General features: G+C 47.9%; 20 protein-coding genes. 7 read left to right on the top strand and 13 right to left on the bottom strand.

Annotation, left to right across the window (positions count from 1 at the left end; translation table 11 throughout):
• From Q9291_RS03915 to flhD, 13 genes are all read right to left on the bottom strand, one after another.
• Positions 1 to 2,150 (bottom strand): methyl-accepting chemotaxis protein (locus tag Q9291_RS03915; RefSeq protein ID WP_306388700.1); only part of this gene is annotated, 2,150 nt, incomplete at its 3' end.
• A gap of 197 nt (positions 2,151 to 2,347) precedes the next feature.
• Entirely contained in the window at positions 2,348 to 2,563 is a 216-nt protein-coding gene (locus Q9291_RS03910) for a hypothetical protein (RefSeq protein WP_306388699.1), read from the bottom strand.
• A gap of 309 nt (positions 2,564 to 2,872) precedes the next feature.
• A complete protein-coding gene (locus tag Q9291_RS03905) occupies positions 2,873 to 5,662 on the bottom strand; it encodes a methyl-accepting chemotaxis protein (protein WP_306388698.1) in 2,790 nt (929 codons plus the stop codon).
• A gap of 433 nt (positions 5,663 to 6,095) precedes the next feature.
• Complete coding sequence (locus tag Q9291_RS03900) at positions 6,096 to 8,714, bottom strand: methyl-accepting chemotaxis protein (RefSeq protein ID WP_306388697.1); 2,619 nt, start codon at positions 8,712 to 8,714, stop codon at positions 6,096 to 6,098.
• 39 nt (positions 8,715 to 8,753) lie between these two features.
• Positions 8,754 to 9,266, bottom strand: coding sequence for a chemotaxis protein CheW (locus tag Q9291_RS03895; protein WP_306388696.1), 513 nt, complete (start codon positions 9,264 to 9,266; stop codon positions 8,754 to 8,756).
• Positions 9,267 to 9,278: 12 nt separating this feature from the next.
• On the bottom strand, positions 9,279 to 11,678 hold the full coding sequence (gene cheA / locus Q9291_RS03890) for a chemotaxis protein CheA (RefSeq protein WP_306388695.1): 2,400 nt from the start codon (positions 11,676 to 11,678) through the stop codon (positions 9,279 to 9,281).
• 37 nt (positions 11,679 to 11,715) lie between these two features.
• On the bottom strand, positions 11,716 to 12,084 hold the full coding sequence (locus Q9291_RS03885; protein WP_306388694.1) for a response regulator: 369 nt from the start codon (positions 12,082 to 12,084) through the stop codon (positions 11,716 to 11,718).
• A gap of 45 nt (positions 12,085 to 12,129) precedes the next feature.
• Positions 12,130 to 12,672: a chemotaxis protein gene (locus Q9291_RS03880; protein ID WP_306388693.1), complete on the bottom strand. Its 543-nt coding sequence runs from the start codon at positions 12,670 to 12,672 to the stop codon at positions 12,130 to 12,132.
• Positions 12,673 to 12,767: 95 nt separating this feature from the next.
• Positions 12,768 to 13,712, bottom strand: a complete 945-nt coding sequence (gene motB / locus Q9291_RS03875; protein WP_306388692.1) for a flagellar motor protein MotB — start codon at positions 13,710 to 13,712, stop codon at positions 12,768 to 12,770.
• Positions 13,713 to 13,756: 44 nt separating this feature from the next.
• Positions 13,757 to 14,614, bottom strand: coding sequence for a flagellar motor stator protein MotA (gene motA, locus Q9291_RS03870; protein ID WP_306388691.1), 858 nt, complete (start codon positions 14,612 to 14,614; stop codon positions 13,757 to 13,759).
• Positions 14,615 to 14,787: 173 nt separating this feature from the next.
• Entirely contained in the window at positions 14,788 to 15,663 is an 876-nt protein-coding gene (locus tag Q9291_RS03865; RefSeq protein ID WP_306388690.1) for a class I SAM-dependent methyltransferase, read from the bottom strand.
• Positions 15,664 to 15,722: 59 nt separating this feature from the next.
• Positions 15,723 to 16,292, bottom strand: coding sequence for a flagellar transcriptional regulator FlhC (gene flhC / locus Q9291_RS03860; protein WP_306388689.1), 570 nt, complete (start codon positions 16,290 to 16,292; stop codon positions 15,723 to 15,725).
• A 50-nt stretch (positions 16,293 to 16,342) separates the two neighbouring features.
• A complete protein-coding gene (flhD, locus tag Q9291_RS03855; RefSeq protein WP_306388688.1) occupies positions 16,343 to 16,666 on the bottom strand; it encodes a flagellar transcriptional regulator FlhD in 324 nt (107 codons plus the stop codon).
• A 617-nt stretch (positions 16,667 to 17,283) separates the two neighbouring features.
• Between flhD and flhB the strand changes: the two genes are divergently transcribed.
• The 7 genes from flhB to Q9291_RS03820 are packed head-to-tail and all read left to right on the top strand — an operon-like array spanning position 17,284 to position 25,062.
• A complete protein-coding gene (gene flhB / locus Q9291_RS03850; protein WP_306388687.1) occupies positions 17,284 to 18,453 on the top strand; it encodes a flagellar biosynthesis protein FlhB in 1,170 nt (389 codons plus the stop codon).
• Between the two features lie 41 nt (positions 18,454 to 18,494).
• Positions 18,495 to 20,582 (top strand): flagellar biosynthesis protein FlhA, encoded by a 2,088-nt coding sequence (flhA, locus tag Q9291_RS03845; protein WP_306388686.1) that lies wholly within the window; start codon positions 18,495 to 18,497, stop codon positions 20,580 to 20,582.
• Positions 20,583 to 21,926, top strand: a complete 1,344-nt coding sequence (gene flhF / locus Q9291_RS03840) for a flagellar biosynthesis GTPase FlhF (protein WP_306388685.1) — start codon at positions 20,583 to 20,585, stop codon at positions 21,924 to 21,926.
• Positions 21,919 to 22,707 (top strand): MinD/ParA family ATP-binding protein, encoded by a 789-nt coding sequence (locus tag Q9291_RS03835; RefSeq protein ID WP_306388684.1) that lies wholly within the window; start codon positions 21,919 to 21,921, stop codon positions 22,705 to 22,707. Before flhF ends, Q9291_RS03835 begins: the two co-directional genes overlap by 8 nt.
• Positions 22,708 to 22,724: 17 nt before the next feature.
• The gene (locus Q9291_RS03830; protein ID WP_306388683.1) at positions 22,725 to 23,459 is read left to right on the top strand and encodes an RNA polymerase sigma factor FliA; all 735 of its coding nucleotides are present in this window, start codon (positions 22,725 to 22,727) and stop codon (positions 23,457 to 23,459) included.
• Positions 23,459 to 24,211, top strand: coding sequence for a flagellar motor protein (locus tag Q9291_RS03825; RefSeq protein WP_306388682.1), 753 nt, complete (start codon positions 23,459 to 23,461; stop codon positions 24,209 to 24,211). Before Q9291_RS03830 ends, Q9291_RS03825 begins: the two co-directional genes overlap by 1 nt.
• Positions 24,211 to 25,062 (top strand): flagellar motor protein MotB, encoded by an 852-nt coding sequence (locus Q9291_RS03820; RefSeq protein WP_306388681.1) that lies wholly within the window; start codon positions 24,211 to 24,213, stop codon positions 25,060 to 25,062. The genes Q9291_RS03825 and Q9291_RS03820 overlap by 1 nt, the downstream gene beginning before the upstream one ends.
• Positions 25,063 to 25,064: the final 2 nt, after the last annotated feature.

Below are 25,064 nucleotides of genomic sequence, written 5' to 3'. Positions count from 1 at the left end.
AGATTACGCACTTCACCCGCCACCACTGCAAACCCACGGCCCTGCTCGCCAGCGCGTGCCGCTTCTACCGCCGCGTTCAAGGCCAGAATATTGGTCTGGAAAGCAATGCCGTCAATCACCGAGATGATGTCTTCAATCTTCTTGGCACTCTCGTTAATCGCACTCATGGTCGCGACCACTTCGCTGACCACATTGCCGCCTTTCACTGCAACCGCAGAGGCTGAAAGCGCCATCTGGTTCGCCTGTTTGGCGTTTTCGGCATTCTGTTTCACTGTAGAAGCCAGTTCTTCCATGCTGGCAGCGGTTTCTTCCAGGCTGGATGCTTGCTGCTCGGTACGGGAAGACAGGTCAGAGTTACCAGACGAAATTTCGTTAGCGGCCGTGGTGATCGTTTCGACGGCCTCACTGACGGCCCTGATCGGTTCTACAATCAGGTCGAGGGTATTGTTCACGCCGTCAACAATTTTACGGAAATCACCACTATGTTTGCCAGCATCTGCACGGACCATGATACGGCCTTCACGCGCCGCTTCAGCCAGCAAATCAGAATCTGCGACCAGCCGATTGACAGCATCAACACAGGTGTTCAGATTGTTTTTAATTTCATTAAAGTCACCGTTGTAGTGATCAGTGATGCGCTCTGGGATATCCCCTTTTGAGATGCGATCTACATAATTGGCAGCCACATTCAGTGGTCCAATGACGGAATCAAGCGTTGCGTTCACGCCTTCTACTACTTTGCGGAAGTCACCCTGATGTTTGCCTGCATCCGCACGGGTAGAGAGCTGGCCATCTACCGCTGCTTTAGAAAGCAAATTAGCATCAGCAACCAGTGCATTGACAGCATCAATACATTGATTGAGGTTGTCTTTGATCGTATTGAAGTCACCATTGTAGTGATCCGTGATTTTGGCAGGAATATGGCCTTTTGAAATGTCGGCTACATAGCTGGCAGCGACATTCAACGGGTTAATCACGGCATCCAGTGTGTCATTGACACCTTGCACAATCTTGCGGAAGTCACCTTGGTGTTTGGTGGCATCGGCACGGACTGACAGACGTCCATCAACCGCTGCATGCGCCAGTTCTTCTGCATCATCAACCAAACGCTTGATATTGCTACGGACCTGTTCAATCGCTTCGTTGACAAACGCTTTCTTGCCGGGGAACTGTTCCAGTTGTGCATCCAGATTACCTTCGCCAAATGCTTTTACGACTTCAATGGCTTTCTGGTTCATATCAATATGGCCTGCGACCATTTTATTGATCCCTGCAGCCATTTCTGAGAAGCCACCTTTAAAGCGGTTTTCATCGACAGTACAATCAATATCACCTTCATCATGCTGTTGACTCACGTAGCGCAGTGACTGTACCAAGCCATCCAACGTACGTTGTAAAACGCGTATTGAATAGGCCACGCTGGTTTTGTCATCTGCGGGCAATTCAATCTTCTGATTTAAATTACCATCGACAAAATTTCGCGCGATTACTCCTAACTCAGCCGGCTCAACGCCTAGCTCTTTCATTAAGCTACGACGAATAAACAAGCCGGTTGCTACCACAGTAGCAATGGCCAGTGAGGCCAGGAAAAGCGTCATCAGTATGGCTTGATTTCTTATATCATGCGCAGCCTGTGCGCTACTTTTGGCGAGAGTATTATTAAATAACCTATGTTGAGCAATCGCCTTTTGTACGCCTGCGATAATTGCCTGATTGGCTAACAAGCCATCTCTGGCTTCGTTCTTTTTATTTGAAAGTGACAATGTGAGTGTATTCCCGCCCAAACCATCATAAACTTTGATTGCGTCATACACTGCTTTGAGTAGCTGGCGGTCTTCATCGTTATACACATAGGGATCATACTGTTTCAAATCCGCCATCATTTTGCTATGCGTGTCAGCGATTTGCTTTTCAATGACTTGCATTTTTGCATTGTCGGTATTCAGCATATGCAACCAAATCAAGCTATTTAACTTTTCAAAATCAGCAAGCGTTGTATCTAATATATCAATGCTGGGCGCCGCATTAACGTTGGCAAAGTTGGTTTTTTCATACACCCGTTCAGTTTGAAAATATCCAATCACCGCCAGTGCTAACAAGCCGAGCGCAGCGGTTGCGATTAATAGGTACAGTCTTTTTGCAACACTCATTTTAAATCTCCATCATATGAAACTAGGAAAACAGCTTTTTGACTAGCCTACATTTTGCGCTATACAAAGCCGCTTTAATCGCCCAATAAAAGGGGATTTAACTACGCTTATTGCGCTCAAGTTTTTCAATGTCAAGCCGGAGTGACATGGATAAAAAAAACCCCTACGAGAGGGGTTTTCATTGCATATTAACAAACTTACTTCTTGGCTACCTTTTCGGAAGGGTCTTTTTTCTGAGCATCCGATGTTGCCGCTTGCATTTCTGCAATTGAGAGTTCTCTACCACTAGAGTCAAAACAAATGCGACCCATCATGGATGCTTTACAAGTGATTTGATCATCCGCAGCTTGAGTATGGTTTGAAAGTGATACTAATACTAATGCCGCGTAAATTGCCATTGAAAAATTTTTCATAAAGTCTCCATTAAATGATTAATCATAGTTAAGGTGGCTTTTCACTACCACTTATTGTTAATAACGACAGACGCTACCTTTTCTTTAGCGTTGTTACACAAAAATTACAATTATATTTGTTCACCATAAATCCCGGTTTTTCTGGTGGCTTAAAGCTCCCTGATTGCCGGTAACTTTTAAGTATTAAATGGCTGGCCACGGCTTGCTGGTTCATCACCTCAACCAGCGACTCCACTAATGCCGGTGGTTCGCTTTATCAAAGCCAATGCAATTTAATTAATGTGGCTTTATTCACAGAGTAAAAAGGCCCTAAAACTCATCATCTGTGCCTGTTTTGGCAAAGGTACGCGCAGGTGCAGGCGCACTGACTGCCGCCGGTTTGGCGCCACCTCCACCGCCGCCTGTACCGCTACGCGTGGGTTTGGCCGTAAAAGACTTGCTTGCAGTACTGCTTGTCTGCACCGCCCGATGTTGCGTAGCGGATGGCGCGCTGCTTTGTACGCGTCCATCCAGCTTGAACTGGCTGATCACATCTGCCAGCTGGTTCGCCTGATCCACCAGCGATTCAGCCGCTGCCGCCGCTTCCTCTACCAAGGCTGCGTTTTGCTGGGTGGTTTCATCCATGCTGGTCACTGCCTGGTTCACCTGATCAATACCCGTCGTTTGTTCGGCTGAAGCGGCCGAAATCTCGCTGATAATATCGGCAACACGCTGTACTGATGAAACCACTTCATCCATGGTGGTGCCTGCATTTTCAACCAGACGCGTGCCTTCTGTCGTTTTGCTCACAGAATCACTGATCAGTTCTTTAATCTCTTTGGCCGCACTGGCGGAACGTTGTGCCAGATTACGCACTTCACCCGCCACCACTGCAAACCCACGGCCCTGCTCGCCAGCGCGTGCCGCTTCTACCGCCGCGTTCAAGGCCAGAATATTGGTCTGGAAAGCAATGCCGTCAATCACCGAGATGATGTCTTCAATCTTCTTGGCACTCTCGTTAATCGCGCCCATGGTTTCGACCACCTCATTCACAACTTCACCGCCCTTGGTTGCGACACCAGAAGCCGCCAATGCCAGTTGATTCGCCTGTTTCGCATTATCGGCATTCTTTTTCACTGTAGAAGCCAGTTCTTCCATACTGGCAGCGGTTTCTTCCAGGCTGGACGCTTGCTGCTCGGTACGGGCTGACAAGTCTGCGTTGCCTGATGAGATCTCGTTAGCGGCTGTGGTGATGGTTTCCACGGCCTCACTCACCGCTGCAATGGGCTCTACAATGAGGTCCAGCGTGCTGTTTACACCCTCCACCACTTTACGAAAGTCTCCCTGATGGCGGCTGGCATCAGCGCGTACACTGATGCGGCCTTCACGTGCTGCTTCGGTCAGATATTCGGCATCGGTCACCAATATGTTCACCGCCTCAATACAGGTATTCAGGCTATTCTTGATTTCGTTAAAGTCGCCGTTGTAATGCGTTTCAATACGCTCAGGAATATCTCCCTTTGAAATACGGTTTACACAGGCTGCAGCAACACTTAATGGGCCAATCACAGAATCCAGTGTTGCGTTGACGCCCTCTACAATTTTTTTAAAGTCGCCATTATGCTTGGTCGCATCTGCACGCACGGACAAACGGCCTTCTACTGCCGCTTTCGATAACAGGTTCGCATCCACAATCAATGCGTTGACTGCGTCAATACACTGGTTGAGGTTGTCTTTGATGGTATTAAAATCACCATTGTAGTGATCAGTGATTTTGGCCGGAATCTGGCCTTTTGAGATATCGGCGACATAACTGGCAGCGACGTTTAACGGTGTAATCAACGCATCGAGAATTTGGTTAATGCCTTTTCCAATTTCATTCACAAAGCCAGCAGGCAACACGTCAAGGTTAACGCGCTGTGATAAATTACCCGCTGCAGCTTCACTGACGAGACGAAACACTTCTTGCTGACCGGAAAACTCTGCTGTGCGGTCATTCCATTGTGTCATTCGTCCCAGATACTCGCCTTTTGCTGTAAACACAGAAACAATTGTTAATTGAATACGTTTGCCACACATGGAGAGATCGAGGGTGCGCGTCGCGTTAGACTGTTCATTAAATGTTTTTCTGAAAGGTTCGGGAATATACTCGCCAATCTGCTTGCCAAGCATGGCCGAGACCTCAAAACCGCCATGGGTTTTGTCCAGTTGATCAGCCATTTCATGCCAAAGCTTTTCAGCTGCGGCATTCATGTATTGCAGATAATGGTACTGATCACTGTATGTAAATGCTGTTGCACTTTGATCCAGTGCGGCCTGCAGGCGCCCCGCCTGCTCTGCCAGCTTACGCGCATCATTCACATCGAAGCCAATTTTGATTTGCATGGCCTTCAGTGCTTTCATCACAGTGCCGCACTCATCATTGCCAAGCATCTCAATGCTGACGCCGAGATTGCCGCCAGCCAATCCATTAATGGCCTCTTTCATGACCTTTACCGAACGGGTCAGCTTTACCGAAGCGAGCGCACCCGCGACGACTGCAGCAATCACTCCGATCATTGCTGTGCCAAAAAGATGCTCCGCATGCTGCATCCAGCCGAAGCTGATCATCATGGCAACAGGAAACAAAATCGCCAGCGATAATTTATAAGAGATGGATAAGTCATCAAGCCGGGCGATCAGCCGAGCATGCCACGCCGGTTGTGTTGCTTTACCTTCACGCATCTGTTGATAGTTTTTTTCTGCTTGCGCAATTTGCTGGCGACTCGGTTTTGTGCGCACAGACATGTAGCCAACCAGTGTATGGCCTTCACGCACAGGTGCAACATTCGCTTCTACCCAATAGTAATCACCATTTTTGCAACGATTTTTTACCATGCCGTTCCATGGATTCCCTGCCTTTACCGTGCGCCATAAATCCTCAAAAGCTGCTGGCGGCATATCGGGGTGTCGAATAATATTATGGTTTTTCCCAAGCAGTTCAAATTCTGCAAATCCGCTGACTTCCAGGAATTCACGATTCACATAAGTAATCGCACCTTTCAAATCGGTTTTGGACACAATAGAGGCACCTTCTTTAAGTTCGACCTCATGTTGTGTCACTGGTAAATTTGTTTTCATCGCTCACGGCCTTATCAATTAAACAATCGTGGATTGCATATGAAAATATAAGGCATCGGGAAAAATTCCCAATGCTGGAATAAACGCTCTAAATGCCCTTTAATTGGGATACCCAGAAAAAAGCCGGTCTAGAGACCGGCCAATATTGATGGTGCAGACTTCCGCTGAATGATGATGAGGCAATCGGTGCTTTGCTGTCATTGGTAGCACTGGCTGAACATTATGCCAGCGGAGGGAGCTCAGCTGCCAGCACCGCAAAGCCTTTGCCTGGTTCGCTGGCACCTGCATCGGGAACAATCGGCCTATGTGATGCCTCCCTCTAGACAGGATACCCAGCTAACGCACACGACCAGATCAAGAAGACCTCATTCATTTCTTCAATAAACGCAGATATCTTGCTGGACATGATCTGCCTCCAATAGCAAAAGTGGCGTTAGAATTCTTCCCAGTCGGTATTGTCTGTACCTGTTTTGAGCGGCTTTTTAGGTGCTGTATTGTGCACCGGCTTGGCCTGGCTTATGTGTACAGTGGCCTTGGAAGGGCTTGCTGCCGGGCGATGCGTGGACCGCGGTGCCGATTGCGCACTGCTTGCCACGCCACGTAATTGGTAATGATTCACCGAGTCCATGAGATTGGATGCCTGCTCTACCAATGACTCTGCAGCCGCTGCTGCCTCTTCAACCAAGGCAGCATTCTGCTGGGTAACCTCATCCATATTGGTCACGGCACCATTGACTTGATCAATCCCGGAACTCTGTTCTGCAGAGGCCGCAGTAATTTCACTCATGATGTCGGTCACACGCTGTACGGAAGTGACGATTTCATGCATGGTTTCACCCGCACTTTGTACCAGTTTGGTGCCTTCGGCTGTTTTACTTACCGAATCACTGATCAGTTCTTTAATCTCTTTAGCCGCACTTGCAGAACGCTGTGCCAGATTACGCACTTCACCGGCCACCACTGCAAAGCCACGGCCCTGCTCACCGGCACGTGCGGCTTCAACTGCCGCGTTCAAGGCCAGGATATTGGTCTGGAAGGCAATGCCGTCAATTACCGTAATAATGTCTTCAATTTTGTGCGCACTTTCGTTGATCGCACTCATCGTTGAAACCACATTGCCAACCACATCGCCACCGCGTATGGCGACTTGAGAGGCGGCTTCTGCCATTTGATTGGCCTGACGCGCATTGTCAGCATTGTGTCTCACTGTGGAGGCCAGCTGCTCCATGCTGGAGGCTGTTTCTTCCAGGCTGGAAGCCTGTTGCTCGGTGCGGCTGGATAAATCGTTATTGCCACTGGAAATTTCCTGCGCAGCAGTATTGATGGTTTCGCCAGCCTCACGCACTTGCAAGAGGATATCGCTGAAACTGTCTAGCAACTGGTTAATGGATTCCATCGTTTTTACGACGGAGCCTTTTACTTTTGAAGGATCAAGACGGTCAGACAGGTTACCGGCAACAGCCCCTTCAACAATCGTTTTAATCTCGTTTTCAACCCGCTTTTCTTCGGTCAGATTCACCCACTCAACCACAGAGCCCAAACGTTCACCCTTATTATCAAATAACGGGTTGGCGGTTAGCCTGAAGAACATATTGCCCACGGGTAATTCGGCAATATGCCGCTCTTTCAAACTCCCGAGTAAATTACGCTGGTGGGCAGGGTTTTTGTGAAATAAATCAAAGTTTTGACCGATCAACTGATCTGGATTAAAACTTGGAAAAAGGGATTTGAATGTATCCGCGGCTTCACGCATTAATGCCAATGTAGACGGATTCATATAGGTGATGACCCCGTCATTATCGGCCACCATTAAATTGTTGGAGGCAGATTCGAGTGCGTTTTTAATCATCATGGCTTCAACAGATTTCTTAACCTGTTCTTTGTCAGCCAGCACCGCCTTGGTAATGTCGGTGGCATACTTAACCACTTTAAATGGCTTGCCTGCCAGGCCGATAATAGGGTTGTAGCTGGCTTGCAACCAGATATCTTTACCGCCTTTGCCATAGCGATGGTAGACCCCTTCATGGGGTTGGCCTTGATTCAGCCCAGCCCAGAAGTCTTTGTATTCCTGACTGTTTTTATGCTTTTCCGAGACCAGCAGACTGTGGTGTTTGCCCAGTATTTCTTCTCGGCCATAACCAACAACGTTCAGGAACTTATCGTTAACGGCCAGTACATTGCCATCCAGATCGAACTCAATCACCCCCTGTGTTTGGTTAATGGCGTTGATCTGCCCGATATAATTAGCATTTTTCAGTTTCTCTTGCGTCACGCAATAAGAATAAACGACCACTTTGCCCGGTTTTCCAGACTCATCGTTAACAGGCACATAGGTGGACTGGAACCAGAACTCCTCTCCACTTTTTGAAACGCGACAAATTTCTCTGGTAATGCTCTTGCCACTATTCAGTTCTTGCCATAATGTTTTATAGGCAAGACTGTTGGCTGTTTCAGCAGACAGAATTTTACTGACCGGCTGGCCAACAACTTCTTTTTCTGCGTAGCCCAGCGGCTTCAGAAACATCTCATTGCAAGACAAAATATTGCCTTGCATGTCACATTCCATCACGCCAAATGACTGGTTCAGCGCATCTTCTTCCACCTGTAAAGCGAGGGTGCGGGATTTTTCTATTGAAATGTCGGTTAAATAGGCCACCACTTTGCGCAGGCTTTTGTTTGGTCCATCACAGACAGGCGCGTAGTACCCTTGAAACCAGAAGTCTTTACCGGCCTTATTCACCATTTTGAAAGTGCCGACCTGCGATTGACCACTTTTTAAGGCTGACCAGAATTGTTCGTATTCGGGTTTGGTGGCTTCGGCACGAGACAACAGGGTGCGATGATGCTGGCCAATCAACTCGGACTCGTTGTAACCGAGAGCCTGGCACAAGTTGTGATTACCATGGGTGATTTCACCATTGGCATTCAATTCAACAATACAGCGTGCTTTATTAATCTCTGCCTTTAATGCTTTAAACTCACTTACTTCATTTTTAATGGCTCGATACTCTTTCGTTGTTCCAGCCAACATGTTCAACACACTTGAAATCATGATTTCCCCCTGTTGTTCTCGGTATTGTTGATGGGTGGTTTAATGCACCACTGTATCCATCAGCTCCATTTCATCACTGGTCATCAGTTTTTCAATGTCCACCAGAATCAACATTTCCTGTTCGATGGTGGCCAGACCGACGATATACTTTGTATCAATGCGAGTCACCAGTGATGGCACCTCGCGCAAGTGTTCTTCGCGCAACTCACGCACATCTGATACACCATCCACCACAATGCCGACGATACGGCCATTGAGGTTGAGGATAATCACAACGGTAAATTCGTTGTACTCGACCTTGCCAAGATTAAACTTGATTCGCAAGTCAACAATCGGGACAATCTTTCCGCGCAAATTGACCACGCCCTTGATAAAGGCCGGCATATTGGCAATTTGGGTAACCGCATCATAGCCTCGGATTTCTTGTACTTTCAGAATCTCAATGCCATATTGCTCATTTCCTAAAACAAAGGTCAGATACTCACCAGCCGCCGTTTTGAGATTGCTGACAGTATTGTTGTTTTGGGTATTGCTGATTTCAGTGGTTGTCATTGCATGTACTCCTTATGCATTGATATGCTTATCTAAAGTTGAATAGTTCTGATTGGCAAATGCCAATCCGCCTGTGACGTAATTAGTGGTTTGACCCATTTGGGTAATAGCAGGCACGTCAAGAATCAATGCGACAGAACCATCGCCCATGATCGTGGCGCCAGACACCCCTGGAATCCGTTTAAAATTGGTCTCCAGACTCTTGATTACCACTTGTTGCTGGCCTACCAGCCGGTCAACAAACAGGGCTGATTTCTTGCCATCAGCTTCCAGAATCAGCAGCACACCGTCAGTGGGGCTTGTAATTTCAGTTGGGTGATTAAATAAAGCATGTAATGCAATAATTGGCAGATACTCACCACGCACATGAACCATTAAGCCTTCACCTGTTACCGTTTTCAAATCTTCGGCACGTGGTTGCAGGGTTTCAACAATCAGATTGAGAGGGACAACGTAAACACTTTTACCTAAAGAAACCGACATGCCATCCAAAATCGCCAAAGTCAGCGGGAGTGAGATGGAAATTGTTGTGCCATACCCAAGTGCAGAACGGATATCCACATTGCCACCCATGGCAGTAATGTTCCGCTTAACCACATCCATCCCCACACCGCGACCAGAAACATCAGTCACCACTTCAGCCGTAGAAAAACCAGGGGCAAAAATCAGGTTAAACACCTCACTATCGGTCATGCTTTCATTCACCGGCAGGCCGTTAGCCGCAGCTTTGGCCAAAATTCTTTCACGGTTCAAACCACCGCCATCATCAGTGACCTCAATCACGATGCTGCCGCCTTTGTGCGAAGCAGACAAAGTCAAGGTGCCGCTTTCAGCCTTACCGACAGAGCGGCGTACTTCCGGTTTTTCAATACCGTGATCCACACTATTGCGTACCAGATGGGTCAGTGGGTCAACAATGCGTTCAATTAAACTCTTGTCCAGCTCGGTAGCCGCACCTATAGTGACAAATTCAACTTTTTTGCCAAGTTTGCCGGCCAAGTCGCGCACCATGCGCGGAAAGCGCGAGAAGACAAAGTCCATCGGCATCATGCGAATAGACATCACAGACTCTTGCAAGTCACGCGTATTACGGGTGAGTTGGCTAACGCTATTAATCAGCGCTTCGTTTTCAACTGGTTCAAGCGCATTCACACGTTGTTCAATCATGGCCTGTGTAATGACCAGCTCACCTACCAGATTAATCAACTGGTCAACTTTTTCAATGCCAACGCGAATCGAACTACTTTCGGCACTTTGCGGCGCAGCTTTATCTGCTTCGCGTCTTGGTTGTGTGCGCCTATCATCGGCAGCGTTGGCAGGTGCAATGACTGCAGTTGGCGCGCTTGCCAACGCAGCTGCAGTGACTGGAGTTTCATCACCAATCATTTGTGCTTTAGGGGCATCAGGGTGCGGCTTGAATGGAGCAAAAAAGCCATAGCCTTCCTCTTGCTTTTCCTGACCATCTTTACCAAACAAGCCATAGCCCATTTCTTCGGCCACTTTGACTTTATCACCACTCACAGGCGCTGTCGGCGCTTGCGCGGCTTTCGCCTCTGCCAGATTTTCTACAGGTTCAATCGCGGCAATAATCGGATCATCATCAAAAAAACCATACCCAGGATCATCCCCTACCGGCGCAGCAGCTTGAGAGGTTTCAGGACTGGCAGTGACAGCAGGGGCTGCGTCTGACGCACCCACTTCATGAATCACTAAAGCATCAGGATCTAAAATAAAAGAGCAAATGGAGATGATGTCATCGGCACTGGAATCAGTTTTTACCATCAATGCAAATGCGTTATTCTGGCGCTGATAGACGGCGATCTCACCCAATAACGCCAGTTCGTCTTTCAAATTGCTCAAGTCACGCTCTGTAACCTCGGGCAAGCCGACATCGTAAAGTTTGAGGCCTTTTGACTTGTCAGCATCAGTCAGTTCAATCACCGGCTTTTGCTCCGCAACTTTAAATGCTTCAGGTTCCGGTTTGAATTGTTCGAGCAGTGGGTCTGCCGGGATAGCCGCGTCTTTACCTTCAGATAAGGACTTCAGCATCATGGAAACATCACCCACCTGTTCCGCATTCACTTCTGTTGCATGACGGTGACCATCCAGTTGCATTTTGATCACATCTTTCGCGGCCAGAAATGCATCCACATGCTCATTAGTAAGCGCCATTTCCTGTTTGCGGATTTTATCCAGCAAGTTTTCCAGTACATGGGTAATTTCAGCCATGTCCATAAAACCAAAAGTAGCTGCGCCCCCTTTAATCGAGTGTGCAGCTCTGAAAATGGCGTTTAATTGCTCGATATCCGGATCAGCGACATCAATGCCAAGCAGCAGGCGTTCTGCTTCGGCCAATAACTCTTCAGCCTCGTCAAAAAACACCTCATAAAACTGGCTCATATCCACTGTCATAGTATTTCTCCTGTCCTTTTGCTGAGGCCAACCGGCTTTAAGCGCCAATCACCTTCTGTACCACTTCGATCAAACGTTTAGGGTCAAACGGTTTAACCAGCCAACCGTTAGCGCCTGCCGCTTTACCTTTCGCCTTCATTTCATCTGAAGACTCTGTGGTCAGCATCAAAATTGGTATTTTTTGATAGGAGGCCAGACTGCGCAAATTGGCAATCAATGTTAGCCCATCCATAATCGGCATGTTTTGATCAGTGAGTACCAGATCAACGGTTTTTTCTTTTGCTTTGTTTAAACCGTCTTGTCCGTCAACCGCCTGTACCACATCGTACCCGGCTGCTTTCAGGCTGAAAGTCACCATCTGACGTAATGATCCGGAATCATCTACTGTTAAAATTGTCTTCGCCATTTTTCACTCGCCTTATCCAAAAAGTCTTGTTAAACGTTGCTGTGATTAAAATAAATCTATATCGCCACTTGCCAGATCTTGCTGATTCACTGACTTGCGTAAATTACCTGTCAGATGTTGGCTGCCCTGACCGAAGTTCTGATTCAGTTGCATAATAAAATTTCTGATTTCGTCATGTTCATCCTCGGCAGTCATCGGTAGCTGATGACTGGAAAGCTCTTGTAACAAGGCTTTCAAGCCATTAACACGATTGATCGTGCGTTGTATCAACTGGTTGGTCATGTCTTGAAATTGCATGCCAGTCACCACCTTGTTCACTTCTTGACCAATGTTGTCCTGAAAAATCTGCAATTGCTGCATTTCCTCAGGTTGCAATTTACCGGCATCGGCCAGCAGTTGTAATGCTGTTTGTTGTTCGGTTAATTGTGCATATACGTTCATAAAGCTATGACTCAACTTCTCAATAGCTTCATTCAACAAAAAGGTGGTTTGTTGCAAATCAGTTTCAATTTCAAGCAAATGCCAGTCGCCATGGGTGGATACCGCAGCGAGCAACTCTCTCAATTCATCTATGGGCAATGTTTTCATATAGGTCCTATCTTGCCTGATTCGTTTAATTTCCAATCGTGTAATAAACATTGTAAAAAACGTTTATTTCTCGACCAATCCCCAATACGCTGGCTTTATTGCTGTGCTGCGCCCTGCTTTGCTTTTAGTGCTTCGACTTCAGACTGGTCATGTTCGCTGATAGAAACCTGTTCGTTATCTCTTAACAGTTCCTCTTCAGCCTCTTTATTCATCACTATCAGGCTGATGCGTCGGTTAATCGGATTAAACGGATTTTCTTTGTCCATTAAGGTTGCAGAGCCCAGGCCAAGTACACGCACCAGTTTAGCTTCATCCATCCCGCCGGCAATCAACTCTCGCCTGGAGGAGTTGGCGCGGTCGGCAGACAACTCCCAGTTACTGTAGCCCTGTTCTCCATGGGCATAAGGGGTCGCATCTGTGTGGCCGGATAAGCTGATTTTGTTCTCGACGCCATTGAGCGTTTTGCCAATTTCATGCAGAATTTTTTTGGCATAGGGTTGCAAATCCGCTCTGGCGTTCTCAAACATCGGTCGATTTTGCTCATCTATAATTTGTATTCTTAATCCTTCACTGGTCATGTCCAGCTTCAGTTGCGACTTAAATTGTTTAAGCTCCGGATTATCATCAATCGCTTGTTCGATTTTGGTCTTGAGTTGCTCTAATTTTGCTTTTTCAGCTTGTTTGAGCATCTCTTTCAACTCTTTTTCCTTGATCATTTTGTTTCGGCCAGGATCGCCATCTACTGGCTTAACCTGCCCTTGTTTCAAGGTGACATCCTTACCGCCGGTATTTTTTAATGCGGAATCACTGGCGCCGACACTCGGCCCCATCAAGACAACTTTCAACGGCGTTTTAAAATATTCGGAGATCCCCTCTTTTTGCGCTTTTGAGGTTGAGCCCAATAGCCACATCAACAAGAAAAATGCCATCATTGCCGTGACGAAGTCGGCATAAGCAATTTTCCAGGCGCCGCCATGGTGTCCGCCGCTGCTCTTCTTGATTTTCTTGACAATAATCGGGGCAATTTTTTCTTCAGCCATGGATGTGCTCCTTTTTGCTTGGCGTAAGTATGATCAAGCGCTGATTATTTCTTGGCTTGTTTAACATGCTCTTCCAGCTCGGAGAAGGTTGGACGCTCGGTGGAGTACAGAACTTTACGGCCAAACTCCACAGCAATCGCCGGCGCGTATCCATTGAGGCTTGCAAGTAAGGTTACTTTAATGGTCTGAAACACTTTGGTGCTTTCTTCTAACTTGGCCTCTAAAACACCTGCCAATGGACCAACAAATCCGTAAGCCAATAAAATCCCTAGAAAAGTACCCACCAGCGCGTGCCCAATGAGTACGCCTAACTCGGTAGGTGGCAAGCTGAGGCTTTCCATGGTGTGCACCACCCCCATCACGGCCGCGACAATACCAAAAGCGGGTAATGCATCGCCAAGCTTTGCAATGCAATGTGCAGAAACATGCCCTTCCATATGATGGGTTTCAATTTCATTGTCCATTAAGTTTTCAACTTGAAATGCATCCATATTGCCTGACACCATCAGCCGCAAATAATCTGTGATGAATTCAATCAGATGATGGTCATGCAAAATGGTGGGGTATTTGCCGAATACAGCACTCGACTCAGGATCTTCAACATCCTTCTCGATCGCCATCATGCCTTCTTTGCGAATTTTGGTCAGAATCTCGAACAAGAGTGCCAGCAAATCCATGTACATCGCTTTATTGACATGGGAACCCTTGAATACTTTAGGAAAGTCTTTAAGGGTAGCCTTAAGCGATTTTGCATCGTTGCCGACCACAAATGCACCAAAAGCGCCGCCGAAAATCATGACAATCTCCAATGGTTGCCATAAACCACCCAAATGCCCACCTGCTGCTGCGTAGCCACCAAAAATAGCGCCCAGAATGACCACGTAACCAATAATGACTAACATGCTTTTTGCTCCAAAAATTTAGCAATCAATAAAGCACAGCATACCAACCGTCCACCAGATTCAATTTTTCAAATAAACGGGATTTAGCGGCCCTATTAGTTTTGGTAAGCAAAAGCAGGTCTGGAAAAAGGGGAAGTGCGCAAGTGCGGCCTGCGCCGGAAAGTCAACGCGTTTTAAGGCAAACGGTACAGGTAAAGTGCCGGCGCATGAATGCCGGGATAGATGATGTGCGTCGCAGTCACGTCAGGCACCGCAAACTCCGAACTGATAAAACAGGTGCCAGAGCGCATTTCGCGACATACTTTTTGCCAGACATCTTCCATCACCGCTGGCGATAAGTAGGCAAAAATCACATCTTGTTCGGCAAAATGCAATTGCTGATAATTACCGAGCGTAAAATTCACTGCAGACCCGGAAAAGGTCGCACGTATAAAACTGATCAGCCATGGCAATGGCGCAATTTCAATGCCGGATACGCGGTCATGTGGGCGTTGTTTGGCAAGAAACAGCGGCAAGTCGCCTATCCCGCTGCCAATATCCAGCACGCGTAAGGAATCATCGCCAGCCTGCTGCTCCAGCAAGTGATGCATGGCACGCCAGGTGGCTGGAAAAGAGGGATAAAAAGGCACACGCGTATTGTGTACAGACCAATACAATGCCAGCGTGATGATAAATCCGCCGAGATAAACGCTAGCCGGTAACGCCAGCGCCTGCATCAGCGTGACTGCAATTGGAAAAACCAGATGAATCCAGCGCCACCAGACAGGCATGCGGATGGCAGCCGCCATCACACTGACCAGAACAACATGTAGCAGTAACCAGGTCAGGCCATGTTCTAGATGGATGCCAAGACTACGTAGTTCAAATGCAAATACGCTGTTGATCACGGCGGGAGAAACGCACGTAATCAACAGCACACTCGACAATTGTATTAAAAGTGCCTGACTCCAGAGTTTTTGGGGCAGAACGCGTTGCAAAAACTGACCGCGAAGCAACGCAAACCCTGCCCCTGAAGTGACTGAATGCATGACCACACCTTTTTTAAACATTTACAAACCAGCCTTGCAAATATGCAAACTCAGGCAACTATCCAGAAAAAATCCGATGATCAGGCCGTCATGGATACCAGTTTGTAACTGAGCTCTTTGGCTTTTTTGGTTTTACCGGCACGTGATGGCACATGACACAGGTTGCATACATAGTTTGAGTTCAGGTCGTAGGTGTTCACGATGTATTGACCACCACAGCAATGACACACCTTGGTGGTCAGCATTTTGCTCTCAACAAAGCGCACCAGAGTCCATGCACGTGTCAATGACAATACAGGTTCTTCAACCTGCCCTGCTGCGTCAGGATTTTGCACCTGCTGCATGTACAGCGTGTAAGCCTTGATAATGGCCTGAATGCCGTCTACGCCTGCGTAATCCATCATAAAGCGATAGATATTGTAGAAAATGGATGAGTGAATGTTAGGTTGCCAGGTCAAAAACCAGTCAGTAGAGAAAGGCAGCATGCCTTTAGGCGGTGAAACACCTTTCATTTCCTTATATAGCTTGATTAAACGCTCACGTGATAATGTGGTTTGTGATTCCAGTAGCTGCAGACGTGCACCCAAGGTAATCATTTGCATGGCCAGTTGAATTTGTTCTGCTTCGTTTACTACACTTTTCTTTTGCATGATGGACCCCTTTTATCGTTCTTATCTCAAGATAGACAGCTTGTAACCAGTTATACAGTAGACTCTGATGCTTGTGCTGACATCAGTACAGCAGTGTGCAAATGGGCTTGGGAAGGATCTTTGGCATAGCTGGTCAGCATGCCCAGAATTTCGCTGTCATCAAAACGGAAACGGGTGAGCAGCATATTGGTATTACAGAGTTTCAGTAATTGTAGGTTGGTCAAGCCTTCCAGCAGGTTAGCAATTTCCTTGTTAATCCCCAGACGGAAAATTGCAGTGGCTTTATCGGCACGGATCAATTGTTGCGCCAGCATCAGGTAGTTCAGGTTGGCATCTTTGATTTCAGCGAGTAAATCGTTTTGCATGACAGTCATGATCTTTCTCCATTTTAGTTTTTCGCGGTAAATATTAAGTACGCTTGGGTGTTAGGCGTACTTTGCGCGCAATCATGATTGCCAACAATCAGGGTTTGTCGGTTAATTTTGTAGGACAGACGAAAGCAGCCATGTAGGTGTTTGTCTTACAAACCCTAACATGGCCATTCACATACCAATAAAAAACAATATGTTATGTTATTAATTTAATTTTAAACTTTAGGTATTGAGTGTTGATCCTTGCAGCATATCTTGCAATCCAATTCAAAAAATAATTCAAGTTTTCCTGTTGTATTCCGTTAACACCCGATTTGCCGGTGTTTTTTCGGCCTGATCTGCGAATAGCGACGATTTCGCTGATATCCCTTTTACGTCCGGCCTGACTAAAACTTTAGGTTTTTATTCAAAAAAATTTTATTTATTTAATAAACAACTGTTTTTAAAGGTTTTTTATTTTTAAATTTTGCACGCGTTAACAACATGTATTTAAAGAATGAGAGAAAGGAGCGGATTAGTCCTTCTATTCCCAACATAAAAAAATACATTGGTGACCAATAATCACAACCATGTATCAAGGAGTTGTGCATTGATACCCCACCCACTAGCGAGTTGAGGATATGGCTGAAGATAGCGATATGGAAAAAACCGAAGACGCGTCCCCCAAGCGATTGGAAAAGGCACGCGAAGAAGGTGATGTTCCGCGCTCGCGTGAACTGGCAGCCTGTGCAGTCCTGTTTGTCAGCGGGTTGGCGATGATGATGTTAGGCAAGCCGATGGCGGATGCCATGAAGAATGTGCTTAAGCAGGGTCTGCAATTCGACCGTACGCTGGCTTTTGAGCCCAGTTTGCTGATTGTGCATATGCTTAAAGTGGTCGAACAACTGATGTGGGCATTTTTGCCACTGGCGGTGATTATGGTGGCCGTCGCAGTGGCAGCTCCTGTGATGGTCGGCGGTTGGGTCATGACGCAGAAATCCCTGATGCCACAATTCAGTCGACTGAATCCGATGAAAGGCCTGGGCAATCTGTTTTCAAAAAACTCTTTGGTCGAGTTATTGAAATCCATTGCCAAAACGGTATTGGTGGCTTCAGTGGCATACGCCATTGTGAAAAAAGATCTGGAACCCATGCTGGGATTGTCGGCAACGCCGCTGGAGACAGGCATCAGTAATATCAGCGATTACATGCAAACCGGCTTTTTGACGATTGCTTCTGCGCTGGTCGTGATTGCAGTGATTGATGTGCCCTACCAGCTTTATCAATATGCGCAAAAACACAAGATGACTAAGCAGGAATTAAAAGACGAATCCAAAGAGTCTGAAGGCAGCCCTGAGGTCAAAGGCCGGATTCGTCAGCAACAACGTGAAATGGCGCGCAGAAGAATGATGACGAATGTGCCGACTGCGGATGTGGTGATTACCAACCCAACGCACTATGCCGTGGCTGTACGTTATAAAGAAGGTGAAACAGGTGCCCCTATTGTGGTCGCCAAAGGGGTGGATGCAATTGCCCTGAAAATCAGGGAGATTGCTGCTGAGCATCAGGTGATGACACTGGAGTCTCCCAAGCTGGCACGTGCCTTATATGCGCACACCGAACTGGAACATGAAATTCCACAGGCCTTATATGCGGCGGTGGCAGAAATTTTAGCTTATGTATTTCAACTGCGTGTGTTTAAACAGCATGGCGGCATACAGCCAGCCAAGCCAGATAACGTTCCGGTACCGGATGCACTGGATCCACATGCATTACTGGCCGCACCAGCCAGCGCAACAGAGTTTGAGTAAGTCATAGTCACAAAGCATGCGTATCAGAGCAGGAGCATTAAATGAATAATTGGCAACAATGGATAGGAAAACTGGACGGCCGCGCGGTTGCCGCCCCCCTGATTATTGTCTTGTTACTGGCAATGATGATATTGCCATTGCCAGCGATCGTGCTCGATGTGTTCTTCACCTTTAATATCGCGCTGTCTATCTTGGTGTTAATGATCGGTTTACAAACGACCAAACCACTCGATTTTATTGCCTTCCCTACCGTTTTGTTGATGACCACCATGCTGCGGCTTTCACTGAATGTGGCCTCTACCCGCGTGGTGCTGACTGAAGGTCACGCTGGACCGGATGCCGCAGGCAAAGTGATTGAAGCCTTTGGCCACTTTTTGATTGGTGGCAATTACGCAGTGGGGATTGTGGTATTTGTGATTCTCACCATTATCAACTTTACCGTGATCACCAAAGGTGCTGGCCGGATTGCTGAAGTGGGCGCACGGTTTACCTTGGATGCCATGCCTGGCAAACAAATGGCAATTGATGCCGATTTGAACGCTGGCTTGATTGGTGAAGATGAAGCACGCCGCCGTCGCAAGGAAGTCAGTCAGGAATCGGAGTTTTACGGCGCAATGGATGGTGCCAGTAAATATGTTCGAGGCGATGCGATTGCCGGTATTTTAGTCATTATTATCAACATTGTGGGCGGCCTGATTGTCGGCATGGTGCAACATGGCCTGGGCTTTGACGATGCCGTGAAAAACTACACGATGCTGGCGATTGGGGATGGCCTGGTGGCACAAATTCCTTCTCTGGTCATTTCCATCGCAGCAGGTGTGGTGGTATCCCGCGTGGCTAACAATGAAGATATCGGTGGCCAATTGATCAGTCAGCTGTTTGAAAATCCAAAGGTCATGAATTTCACTGCGGCGATCATTTTTGGCATTGGCCTGATTCCCGGCATGCCACATCTGGCCTTCCTGGCACTGGGTGCCGGCATGGCCGCCCTTGCCTACAGCGTTACACAGAAAAAAGAAAAAGCCGCCCAGCAGGCAGCGATGACCCCGCCACCTGAAGACAAGCTGGCCCCTGCAACCGAAGCCGAAGAGGCTACGTGGGAAGATGTGTTGCCAGTAGACACGATTGGCCTCGAAGTGGGTTATCGCCTGATTCCGCTGGTAGACAAAGGTCAGGGCGGTGAATTACTCAAACGTATCAAAGGCATCCGTAAAAAATTTGCGCAGGAGATTGGCTTTTTAGCCCCTACTGTCCATATCCGAGACAACCTGACCTTGAAACCCAATGCCTATCGCATCACCATGAAAGGTGTGGAAATGGCCAGTGGTGAATCAAACTACAACCAGATGCTGGCGATTGATCCCGGTGCAGTCACCGGAGAGCTGGAAGGCGCTAGAACAACCGACCCGGCATTTGGATTGCCTGCCGTCTGGATTGAGTCTGACCGCAAGGAATATGCACAAAGCATGGGCTACACCGTTGTGGATGCTGGCACGGTGATTGCAACCCACCTGAACCACATTATCTCCCTGAATGCGGGTGAGTTGCTGGGTCGTCAGGAAGTACAGCAATTACTCGATCATTTGGGCAAAGATGCCAGCAAACTGATTGAAGAAATCGTACCAAAAACGATCAGCCTGTCTACCCTGCAAAAAGTATTACAAAACCTGTTGAACGAAGGCGTACATATCCGCGATATGCGCAGCATCCTCGAGACACTGGCGGATCATGCGCAGTATACGCAGGATCCAGCCGACCTGACGTCTATGGTCCGGGTCAAATTGGGGCGTGCGATTGTGCAGGACCTGTTCCCCTATGGTAACGAAATTACAGCGATGACGCTGGATGGCCAACTGGAACGCTTGCTGTTGCAAGCCATGCAAAACAACCAGTCGGCACAAAGTGTGATCGAACCAGGCATCGCAGAAAAACTGTCTCAGCAAACTGAAGTGGCTGCCAGACAACAGGAGCAAATGGGCATGACCCCCGTATTGCTGGTGGCTGCCCCGCTACGTAACGCCTTGTCCAGATTTTTAAGAAGAACCGTCCCGCATCTCAGAGTGTTATCACACGACGAGTTGCCAGATAACAAATCCATCCGTGTCACCAGTTTAATCGGAGCGCAATAAATGAATATCAAGAGATTTTTTGGCAAAAATGCACGTGAAGCCCTGGCACAGGTTAAACAGGCCCTGGGCGATGATGCAATTATTGTGGCGAACCGAAGTGTTAACGGTGGCACGGAAATTCTTGCAATGCTCGAATCTGATGTCGATAGCACGGTCGATCAGAATGCCGCCAGTGGCGAAAGCGAACATGCACGTAGCCTGCTGGATTATGTGGCAGAAAAGGATCAGCCGCGTAAACCAGCGGCTACACCAGCCCCGGTCATGGCTACACCTGTGCCAACTACAGAGCCGGCTGCCAACGAACAAGCCATTATGAGCATGCTCAAGCAACAGAGTGAACAGCAAGAGCAGGCCTATCAGCTCGCCACGCAAACGCTGGAAGAAAAAATGCGTGGCATGATGCAGGAAATGCGCCATATGCGCAGCAACTTTGAATCGCAGATGAGTGCCATTACCTGGCAGCATCATTTGCAACACAGCCCGGCCAAATCCAAAGTCTTGAGCACCCTGCTGTCAGCCAGTTTCAGTGCTTCACTGTCACGTCAGATTGCCGAGAAATTACCCGCACATATTGATGTGACCAAAGCACCTTTATGGGCCAAGGAAATCATCAGCCGCAACCTGCAGACACTGGACGATGAAGACGCCCTGCTCGATCGCGGTGGCGTGTATGCGCTGGTTGGCCCAACCGGCGTTGGCAAAACCACCACCACTGCCAAACTTGCGGCCCGCTACGTGATGAAACATGGCACGCAAAACCTCGGTCTGATCACCACTGACAGCTACCGGATTGGTGGCTACGAACAACTGCGCATTTACGGCAAGATTCTTGGCGTGATGGTGCATGCCGTCAAAGATGAAGAAGATTTGAAAATTGCGCTCAAAGAGCTGAAAAACAAACACATGATTCTGGTGGATACCGTAGGTGTCAGCCAACGCGATCAGGCCGTGGCAGAGCAACTGGCCATGCTGAATCAGTCAGAAACACCGATTCAAAAACTGCTATGCCTTAATGCAACCTCTACGGGTGAAACCCTGACAGATGTTATGCGCAGCTATAAAAAGCATGATATTGCAGGATGTATTGTGACCAAACTGGATGAAGCGGCAGCCATTGGTAATGTGCTGGATGTACTGATCCGCGAGCGTATGCGCCTGTTTTATACCACCAGTGGTCAGCGCGTCCCGGAAGACATCGAGGTGGCAAACAAGGATGCGCTGGTGGAGCGTGTATTGACCCCGAACCAGTCTAGTTGGCCTTACCAGTATCTGGATGAAGAGTTGCCACTGGTGGTGGCCAATATCATGCAAGCAACGCAAGGTGAGGAGCATCAGCATGTTTAACCAGCGAGACCAGGCCGATGGCCTGAGACGCATTATGGGCACACCCAATGCGCGCATGATCAGCGTATTGGCTGCAGATGGTCAGTCAGCACAATCCTGGTTGACCAACCTGGCAGCTAGCATGGCTGGACCAGAACAACGCATGCTATTGATTCAGGCAACAACACAACTGAAACAGACACCGACTTTGCAAACAGTAGTATTGCAAAAAACAACACTCAATCACTCAATCACTGCTCACCCTTTGGGGTTTGATATGGCATGTTTAAGTGAAAATAACCCCATAACGCCGCCCTTATCAGTCAATTTAAATGCAAAGCTTGACGGTATAGTGAAGCAACTGGCTTATGACTACGATACCGTAATGATAGAAGCACAACTGGACTCGGCACTGGGACTGCCCCTGCCGATGATGTCACAACACGAACTGGTGATTCAAATGGGCCGTGATGAAGAGGCGATTAAATCCGCATATATCACGATCAAGCGTGTATGCCAGCAGTACGGAAACCGCCCTTTTGGCGTAGTTGTCACCCGCTCTAACCAAGCTCAGGGACAGCAATACTTTTTGCGCCTGAGCCAGGTGTGCAAGCAGTTTCTGGGAGTCAGTCTAAATTTTCTGGGTGCAATCCCGGAAGATGATGCCTTACGCAAGTCTAGCGCAATGGGGCGCAGCGTGATTGATGCTTTTCCCAAGGCGCAAGCCGCCATTGCATTCAAGGCGGTTGCCAGCAGCTTGGCCAAACGTCGTTTAACCCCTTCAAATCTGGCACTGGCCTAGAGTAGAAAGAGGAAGCCATGTATACCGCTAAAGGCAAAACAAACAATACCGAACACATGCTCAAGCAGCATGCTGGGCTGGTCAAAAAAATGGCGTATCAGCTCAAATCCAAACTCCCCTCCTGTGTGGAGCTCGATGATTTGGTCCAAGCCGGTATGATAGGGTTGATGGATGCGATTCAGCGCTATGAAGATACACATGGTGCGCAATTCGAAACCTATGCCTCACAACGGGTACGCGGCGCCATGCTGGATGAATTGAGAGGTGCTGACTGGTTGCCACGTGGCATTCGCAAAAATATGCGCGATATCGAACTGGCCGTACAGCAACTGGAACAAAAGCTGGGGCGCCCGCCTACCGAGTCCGAGATCGCCAAACACATGAACTTCACGCTGGAAGATTACTATGATGTATTGGGTGACTGTCAAGGGCATCAGCTTATTTATTATGAAGACTTTCAGGATGATGACGGCGGCGAGCATTTTCTTGATCGCTTTGTCGATGATGACAGTAATGACCCAGTCAAGTCCTTGCTGGAAGGTGACTTTCGTGCAGCACTGATAGATTCGATTGAACATCTGCCTGAACGCGAAAAAGTATTGATGGGCTTGTACTATGAGCAAGAGCTCAACCTGAAGGAAATAGGCGCTATCATGAACGTTTCCGAGTCACGCGTCTGTCAATTGCACAGCCAGGCAGTTGCCCGCCTGCGCGCTTCAATGCGTGAGAAAGCCTGGACAGAGGTCTCCTGATGGATTGGGGCAGCCTCGCTGGTCTTGCCATTGCCATTGCCGGACTGGTGATCGGCCAAACCATGGAAGGCGGCAACCTGCATTCTTTAATGCAGCCTGCGGCGTTTATTGTCGTCATGCTCGGCACCATGGGCGCAGTCTTGCTGCAAACTGAACTCAAATTGTTTTTCAAGGGCTTGCGTATGTTACGCGGGGTCTTTATCAAACCGCAAGACGACCGGAAAAAACTGGCGCAGCGTATAAACATATGGAGCCAGCAAGCCCGTAGAGATGGTGTTTTTTCGTTGGAAAACCACCTCAAGCGCGAACAGGATCCATTTGTTCTCAAGGGGTTACAACTGGTGGTAGATGGCACCCCGCCTGACCGTGTGCGTGAAATCTGCGCTATTGATATGTATTACTATGAATTACAACAGCGTGAAGCAGTGAAAATCTGGTCTGCTGCAGGTGGCTATGCACCCACAGTGGGCATTCTGGGCGCGGTGCTGGGCCTGATTCATGTCATGGAAAATTTGTCAGACCCAAGCAAAATCGGTAGTGGGATCGCAGTCGCTTTCGTTGCTACCATCTATGGCGTTGCACTTGCGAATCTGATTTTTTTGCCGATTGCCAACAAATTAAAACACCATATCCAGCATGAAATGTCCCGGCGTGAAATGTTGCTCAATGCTTGGGTTTCTATTGCCAGAGGCGATCACCCCAAACTGGTCAGTGAACGTCTGGAAGCCTATTTACGCCTTAAGGATGATTGATGTTACGCCGCCGCAAGCTGGATGATGATGATGACAATCAAGACCGTTGGTTGATCTCATACGCAGACTTTATCACCCTACTCTTTGCATTTTTTGTGGTGATGTATGCCACCTCAACCATTAACCTCAATAAATACCGTGCACTCTCCAGTGCGGTAGTTACTGCATTTCAAGGGCAACCTGGGCAAACCGCTGTTGACAGCACGGCGACACAACCAAGCGCACAGAGTCCAACCACCGTACTTAAACCTCTGCCACTGAGCTATTTATATCAGGAAAAAAAACTGCGCGATCAGGAGAAAGTACGCACCATTGGTCAGCAACTGGCAAATGAACTGGCACCCTGGCTAGAGCAAAAAACAATTTCTATTTTTCAATCCAGCCGTGGGGTCTATATTGATTTGCAAAGTGATTTTTTATTTAAAGGCAGCAACTATGAATTAACCTCGCAAGCCGAAACCGTACTCAGCATTATCGTAAGCAAGCTTAATACTGAATACCGTACCTTGCAAATTGAAGCACATACTGACCATGACATGTTCAAGGGACAAATGGATGCCAAATCCAAGCGTTGGGAAATAACCGCTATCCAGGCAGCAAGGGTGACCAGTCAGTTGATGTTATATGGATTACCGGCCAAACAAATGAGTGCAATTGGACTGTCGGATACGCAACCTGTTTCAATTAGCGAGAACACGCTGGCGCAATCAGTCAATCGACACGTGCGCATCTTGATGCTCACCGCAGAAAGCACCGCGCAACTGACACAAAACAGCAGTGCCCATAAAGAGATACTGCCACAGAAACTAGAAACAACCATCCCAGAGGCTAAGCCAGTGACATCGCAATAAAG

Source organism: Methylophilus aquaticus, assembly GCF_030769565.1.
Classification (GTDB): Bacteria; Pseudomonadota; Gammaproteobacteria; order Burkholderiales; family Methylophilaceae; genus Methylophilus; species Methylophilus aquaticus.
This window is presented reverse-complemented; position numbering and strand designations above follow the sequence as displayed.